The 6,365-nt window shown below is 73.0% G+C and carries 4 protein-coding genes; 2 read left to right on the top strand and 2 right to left on the bottom strand.

The window, feature by feature from the left end; genetic code table 11:
• Positions 1 to 383 precede the first annotated feature (383 nt).
• Positions 384 to 1,592, top strand: coding sequence for an MFS transporter (locus tag ACYVLT_RS18755; protein ID WP_461121476.1), 1,209 nt, complete (start codon positions 384 to 386; stop codon positions 1,590 to 1,592).
• A gap of 21 nt (positions 1,593 to 1,613) precedes the next feature.
• Here ACYVLT_RS18755 and ACYVLT_RS18750 read toward each other — a convergent pair whose 3' ends face one another.
• Complete coding sequence (locus ACYVLT_RS18750; protein WP_461121475.1) at positions 1,614 to 2,291, bottom strand: helix-turn-helix domain-containing protein; 678 nt, start codon at positions 2,289 to 2,291, stop codon at positions 1,614 to 1,616.
• Between the two features lie 50 nt (positions 2,292 to 2,341).
• Here ACYVLT_RS18750 and ACYVLT_RS18745 point away from each other — a divergent pair, with 50 nt between their 5' ends.
• Entirely contained in the window at positions 2,342 to 3,130 is a 789-nt protein-coding gene (locus tag ACYVLT_RS18745; protein ID WP_461121474.1) for an NAD(P)H-binding protein, read from the top strand.
• 82 nt (positions 3,131 to 3,212) lie between these two features.
• On the opposite strand, the gene ACYVLT_RS18740 is transcribed toward ACYVLT_RS18745, so the two are convergent.
• Entirely contained in the window at positions 3,213 to 5,945 is a 2,733-nt protein-coding gene (locus ACYVLT_RS18740) for an ATP-binding protein (RefSeq protein WP_461121473.1), read from the bottom strand.
• Positions 5,946 to 6,365 lie beyond the last annotated feature (420 nt).

Raw genomic sequence — 6,365 nt, 5'->3', positions numbered from 1 at the left:
GCGGTTCCCGGATGCGGCGCGGGTGTTGGGGCGGGGGTTGGGGCGGGGGTTGGGGCGGGGGTTGGGGCGGGGGTTGGGGCGGGGGTTGGGGCGGGGGTCGGGTCCGTGAGGTTGTTCGGCCCGGGGGCGGTGGTTGGGTCCGGCTCGATTTGACATGGGGCCCTTACGGGCACCCCAGGCAGGCCAAAGCCGGGCAGGCCTGGCGGATAAAGCGCCCGCCAAACCTGCCCGGCTTCGTCCAGCCTATGGCACCCGAACCCATGTCAAATCGAGCCTCGGTGCGTCGGCGGCGGGTCCGTTGTGGCTGGTTGGTCGGGGTGCCCTGGATAGGGTGGGGTGGGTTGGGGGGCGCATGAGGGGCCGCGCGGGGGGAGGTTTTGTTGATGCGGCACAGGGGTTTCGTGCGTTTTTGGGTCGCGGACACGGTGTCGTTGGCGGGGACTCACGTCACGACGTTGGCGTTGAAGGCCGTGGCGGTGTTGACGTTGGGTGCGTCGGCGACGGCGACCGGCATGTTGGAGGCGGCGCGTTGGTTGCCGTACCTGCTGTTCGGGCTGGTCGCGGGAGCGTTGGTGGATCGGCGCCGCAGGTTGCCGGTGCTGGTCGGGACCGACCTGGCCCGCGCCGCGGTGCTGGCCCTCATCCCGCTGGCCGCGTTCACCGGCACGCTCACCATGCCGCTGCTGATCGTCCTGGTACTGGTCTTCGGGACGCTGTCGCTGTTCTACGACGCGGCACACCAGTCGTTCCTGCCGCTGCTCGTGCCCACGGCCGACCTCACCGACGCCAACGCCCGGCTGGAGCAGACCCGGTCCGTCGCGCAGGGCTTCGGGCCGCTCGTCGGTGGCGCGCTGGTCAAGCTGATCGGCGGGCCGCTCGCGATCCTCCTCGACGCCGTGTCGTACCTCATTTCCGGTCTGGTCCTGGCCACCCTGCGCACACCGGAGCGGCCGGTCGAGGCGCCGAAGCGCGACCTGCGCGCCGAAGTGCGGGAAGGGCTGCGGTGGGTCTACCGGCACGAGGTGCTCAGGCCGCTGGCGCTCGCCTCGCACGCGTGGTTCCTCGGCACGTCGATGGTCAGCGCCGGCTACACCGTGCTGGTGCTGGACGAACTGGGCTTCGACGCGTTCGAGTTCGGCGTGACGTTCGCCGTCGGCGGGTTCGGCGGGTTGATCGGCGCGTCGCTGTCCGGCCGCGCGGGCCGGCGGTTCGGGGTCGGCCCGGTGATCGTCGGCGCCCGCTGGCTGACCCCCGCGGCCTACGCGCTGGTGCCGTTGGCGACGTCCGATGCGTTCGGGTTGGCGCTGCTGTGCGCGGCGCAGTTCGTGTTCTTCCTGTCGATTGGCCTGGACGGCCCGGTGGAGATGGGGTACCGCCAGTCGATCACGCCCGGCCGGCTGCTCGGCCGGATGAACGCCACCATGCGGTCGGTCAACCGGGGCATGATCGTGTTCGGCGCGCTGCTCGGCGGCCTGCTGGCCGACTGGCTGGGCAACCGCACCGCGCTGTGGATCGCCGTGGTCGGCCTGGTCGGCCTGGTCGGGCAGGCGGTCTGGATCACCGGCTCCGCCGTCCGCCACGCCCGGCTGTAGCGCACGCCGAGGGCGGAACCTCTAGCAGTAGGTCGCGGCGGGCAGGTTCCCCGCCAGGTAGGCGCCGGGTGGCACGCCCATCGTGGCCCGGAACTCGCGGGTCAGGTGCGCCTGGTCGTAGTAGCCGAGCTCGGCCGCCACCCGCGCCCACTCGCCGCGACCGCCCCGCGCCACCACCCGCCGCACCCGGTCGACCCGGGCGAACTGCTTGGGCGACAACCCGACCGCCTTGGTGAACAACGTCCGCAGGTGCCGTTCGCTGACGTCCAGCGCCCGCGCCGTCTCCGCCACGCCCCGCGTCCGCAACAACCGCACCGCCGCGTGCACCAGGTCCGACCGATTGGGGTCGGCCGACGTGACCCGGCTCAGCAGGGCCGACCGCAACGCGGCCACGTCGCGCACCGGCCGGCCCCACACCTCGCTCAACGGCACGGCCAGGTCGACCAACTCGTCCACCGGCACGTCCAGCACCGCCTGCGCCCGCCCCGGCGTCAACCGCACGACCGTCCGCCGCGCCCGCCGCCCGGCGCTGTAGCGGGCCCGGGCGCGCGGCCCGATCACGTAAGCGCCCTCGGACGCCGTGCACAGCACCAGCGTGGTGGCCGCGTCCGGCGCGTGGACGTGCGTGTCCCCGTCGAACGACTGGGTCCCGATCCCGGCGACCCACGGCCGCAAGCCCTCTTCCACGTCCGACGACAACCACCGAAACGTCCAAGACCTTCCCGGCACCGGGAACCGAGACTCGTCCCATGTTGCTGATCACGGGTGCCACCGGCACCACCGGCCGTGAAGTAGTCCGCCTCCTCACCGACGCCGGCACCGCGTTCCGCGCCATGTCCCGCACGCCGACCGGTGACCAGGTGCACGGCGACCACACCGACCCGGCGTCCCTCGACCGGGCGATGGAGGGCGTGGCCGCGGTGTTCCTGCTCGGTCCGGGCACCCCCGACCTGCCCGCCTACGACCTGGCCGTGCTCGACGCCGCGAAGCGCGCGGGCGTGCCGAAGGTGGTGAAGCTGTCCGCGATCCCGACGGGCCCGGTCGCCGAGTGGCACCGCCCCGGCGAGGAGGCCACCCGCGCGTTCCCGAGGTGGACGTTGTTGCGCGCGAGCCTGTTCGCGTCGAACTCGCTGCAGTGGGCACCGCACATCGCCGCCGGCGAACCGATCCCGAACCCGATGGGCACGACCGCGCTCGGCGTGGTCGACCCGCGCGACCTCGCCGAGGTGGCGGTGCGGGCGCTGCTCGACGACCACCACGGCCGGACCTACACCCTCACCGGCCCGGAACTGCTGAGCACCCCCGACCAGGTGACCGTGCTGTCCCACATCCTCGGCCGTCCCCTGTCCACCGTGGACGTACCACTGGAGTCCCTACCCGAGGCCTACGCCGAGGGCGTGCGCGCCGTACGCCGAGGCGACGCATCACTGCTGTCCGACGACATCGCCACCGTCCTGGGACGCCCCGCCCGCACCTACGCCACCTGGGCCAACCATCAATACCAAGCCCTCAACCACCCAACCACCATGTCACCCTGACCGACCAACCGGACCGCCACGCGAGGTCGCGTCGATCGTTCGCGCCTGATTTTTGGCGATCACGCTTTTCGATCGCCAAAAATCAGGCGCGAGCGATCGACTTCCAGGCGACCGAGCCCGCCGTCTGCGGAGCAGCGGCAAAAGATACAGCTTCTCGGGCGATGTCCGTGCGGGAGCGCACGCCCAGTTTTGCGAGCACGTGCGAGACATGGGTGGCGACCGTGCGGCCGGACAGGAAGAGTCGTTCGCCGATCTGCCGGTTCGACAGCCCGGATGCCACCAGTTCGGTGACCTTCAGCTCCATCGGTGTCAGGCTCTCCCACCCGTGCGTGGCCCGTCGGTGCTTGGCGTGCGGGCCGCGCCGGATGCCGTGCTCGCGCAGCCGCGCGAGCAGCCGGGTGGAGTCCCACTCCGCGCCCAGTTCCGCGTGCACGTCGACGGCGTGGCTCAGCGCCGCCCGCGCCGACGGCCGGTCGCCCGCCGAAGCGAAGAGTTCCGCCGCCCCGGACAACGCCTTGGCCCGGAACAGCGGCCGTCCCGCCACCCGGTACTCCTCCGCCGCGTGCAGCAACCCGACCGGGTCGGCCGACACCAGTGCCCGGCAGTAGGCGGCGGACGCGCGGCGGTGCGGGACGTCCAGTTCGGCGGCCAACGCCTCGGCGTGCGCGACCGCCGCCGCGGCGTCCTCGCCCAGCTCCACGGCCAGCCGCACGAAGTCGGGCAACAGGTCCTCCACCGACTCCCACCCGGTCAGCACCGACCACGCCTCGCGCACCCGTCCGGCCTGTTCCAGCTCCAGGCTCACGGCCAGCGCCAGCGGCCCGATCACGTGCCCTTCGAGGCGGGGCGCGGCGGCGTCACCGTCGAGGGAGCCGACCACCGGACCCAGGTGTCGCCGCGCGCCCGCCGCGTCACCCCGGTGCAGGTGGATCAACGCGGCCACGCCGTGGTCGCAGCGTGACACCATCGGGTGCTTCAGGTCGTCGGCCAGCAGGTCGACGTCGACCAGCGCCTCGTCCCACCGGCCGGCGTCGAGCAACAACTGCCCCAGCGCGCTCTGCGCCTGCGCGAGCCGCACGAGGTTGCCGACCTGGTCGGCGGCGTGCCGGACCACCTGCGCGGACGCGATGGCCTCGGCACCGCGGTCCAGCTCGCCCAACGTCACGGCCTGGTTGATCTGGAGCAGCAGCCGCAGGTCCGACGTCGCCGGCTCGCCCATGGCCACCGCCAGCGCCCGGTCGAACAGCGGCAGTGCCTCGGCCATGCGGCCGCGCACCATGGCCACGATCGTGCGCACGTGCAGCGCCCAGCTCGTGGCCCACCGGTCGCCGTCGACCAACGCCGCGAGCGCGAGTCGTTCGGCGTCGTCCAGCTCGCCGACGTCCCAGTGCGCGCGGGCGGCCAGCACCAGCAGCCGTGCCCGGTCCGAGGAGGTGATGTCCGGTGCGGCGAGCGCGCGGTCGACCTCGACCAACGTGTCCGCCGAACGCCCGGTCATGCTGCGGCACTGCGCCAACGTCCAGTGCAGGTCCACGAGCGTCCCGTGCTCCAGGCCCGCGAGCGCGACGGCTTCCGCGCCGTGGTGGTCGCCCAGCCGGAACCTGGCCTCGGCCAGGTGCGCCAGCAGCACACCGCGCCGCGCGCCCGCGTTCGGCGCGGCCACGACCCGGCCGAACAGGTCGACGGCGGCCTCGGGCGCGTGCGCCACGAGCATCGCGCCGTGCACGACCAGCCAGTCCGTCACCCAGTCGGGCATCCGGTCGTCGGCGGCGAGCAGTTGCCGGGTGACCCGGTCCACGCCGGCGCCCGTGTCGACCAGCGCCCGGGCCGCCTCGACGTGCCACGCGCCGCGGGCCGCCTCGGGCACCTCGTCGTACAGCGCGGTGCGCACCAACGGGTGCCGGAACGACAGGCCGGCCGTGCCGTCCACCAGCACGCCCGCCACGGTCGCCTCCTGCAACGCGGGCAACAGCTCCACCACGCGCATGCCGAGCACGGCGGCCAGGTCGGCGACCGGGAAGTCCACGCCGAGCAGGGCGGCCGCGACGAGCACCCGGCGCACGTCCGCGCCGAGGAACCCGATCCGGTCCGCGATCGCGGCCGACAGCGACGGCGGCACGCCGGAGTCGACCAGCCGGGCCGTGCCGGTGGCGTCGACCTCGATCGCCGCACCGCGCAGCAGCGCCTCGACCAGTTCGACCAGGTAGAGCGGGTTGCCGCCGGCGTCCTCGGCCAGCCGCGCCAACGCCTCGTCCGGCGCGCCGCCCGCCAGCTGACCGGTCAGCTCCACCACGGCGGCCGGCGCGAGGCGCGGCAGCGGCAGCCGGGTCAGGCCCTTGCGCAGCGCGGCCAGGTCGTCCCGGCGCGGCAACGCCCGCAGCACGCCGATCAGCAGCAGCGGCAGTTGCGGCACCAGGCCCGCCAGTCGGCGCCAGACCGCGACGCTCGCCTCGTCCGCCCACTGGAGGTCGTCCAGCACGAGCACCACCGGGCCGATGGCGCACAGGTCGTCCACGCGCGCCAGCAGGCGTTCGGCGGTGACCGCGGCGCTCTCCGACCGGGCCACGGCGAGCGCGTCCAGCAGCGGTAACAGCGGGAGGGGGCGGCCGAGCTCGTCGCCGGCACCCCGGCACACCCGGAAGCCGCGGGCCGCCGCCACCTCGCACGCGGCTCGGACCAGCGCCGTCTTGCCGATCCCCGGCTCACCCTCGACGAGCAGCACGCTGCCCCGCCCCTGGGACAGGTCGTCCACCAGCGCCAGGAGGCGGCCCAGCTCACGCTCGCGGCCGGCGAGACGCAGGGTGACGGCACGCACACCATGAGAATACGGCGCTAAGCCCAGGTTAACAAGATGTTACATTCTTCGCCAATTAACCTGATCGTCGCACAGTTGCCCGTTTGTTCACGCCGATTACGCCCGACGTCCCTTCGACTGCTGCCACGGTAATCGCCGGAATTCCCCGACCCCGTCGACTGGAGAACGCATGCGAATCGGACGAGTGCTCATCGCCACCCTCGTGGTCGCCCTCTTCACGACCGCCGCACAAGTGGCCACCAGCCCGTTCGGCGGAATGCCCTACAACTGACCGGTGATATTCCAACCCGCGCCGCGGGTATTCCACCCGAGTTGTGCGAATAGCGACGAATAGGGGACGTCCGGACAACGGAGTCCGGCGCACCCCGTTCGCCCCCGGGCATTCGCCCTTCTTCCGCCGTCCTCGCGCCGCTACGCTGC

The organism is Saccharothrix stipae (assembly GCF_054781895.1).
The sequence above is the reverse complement of the archived record's forward strand: the minus strand, read 5'-3'. Positions and strand labels throughout refer to the sequence as shown.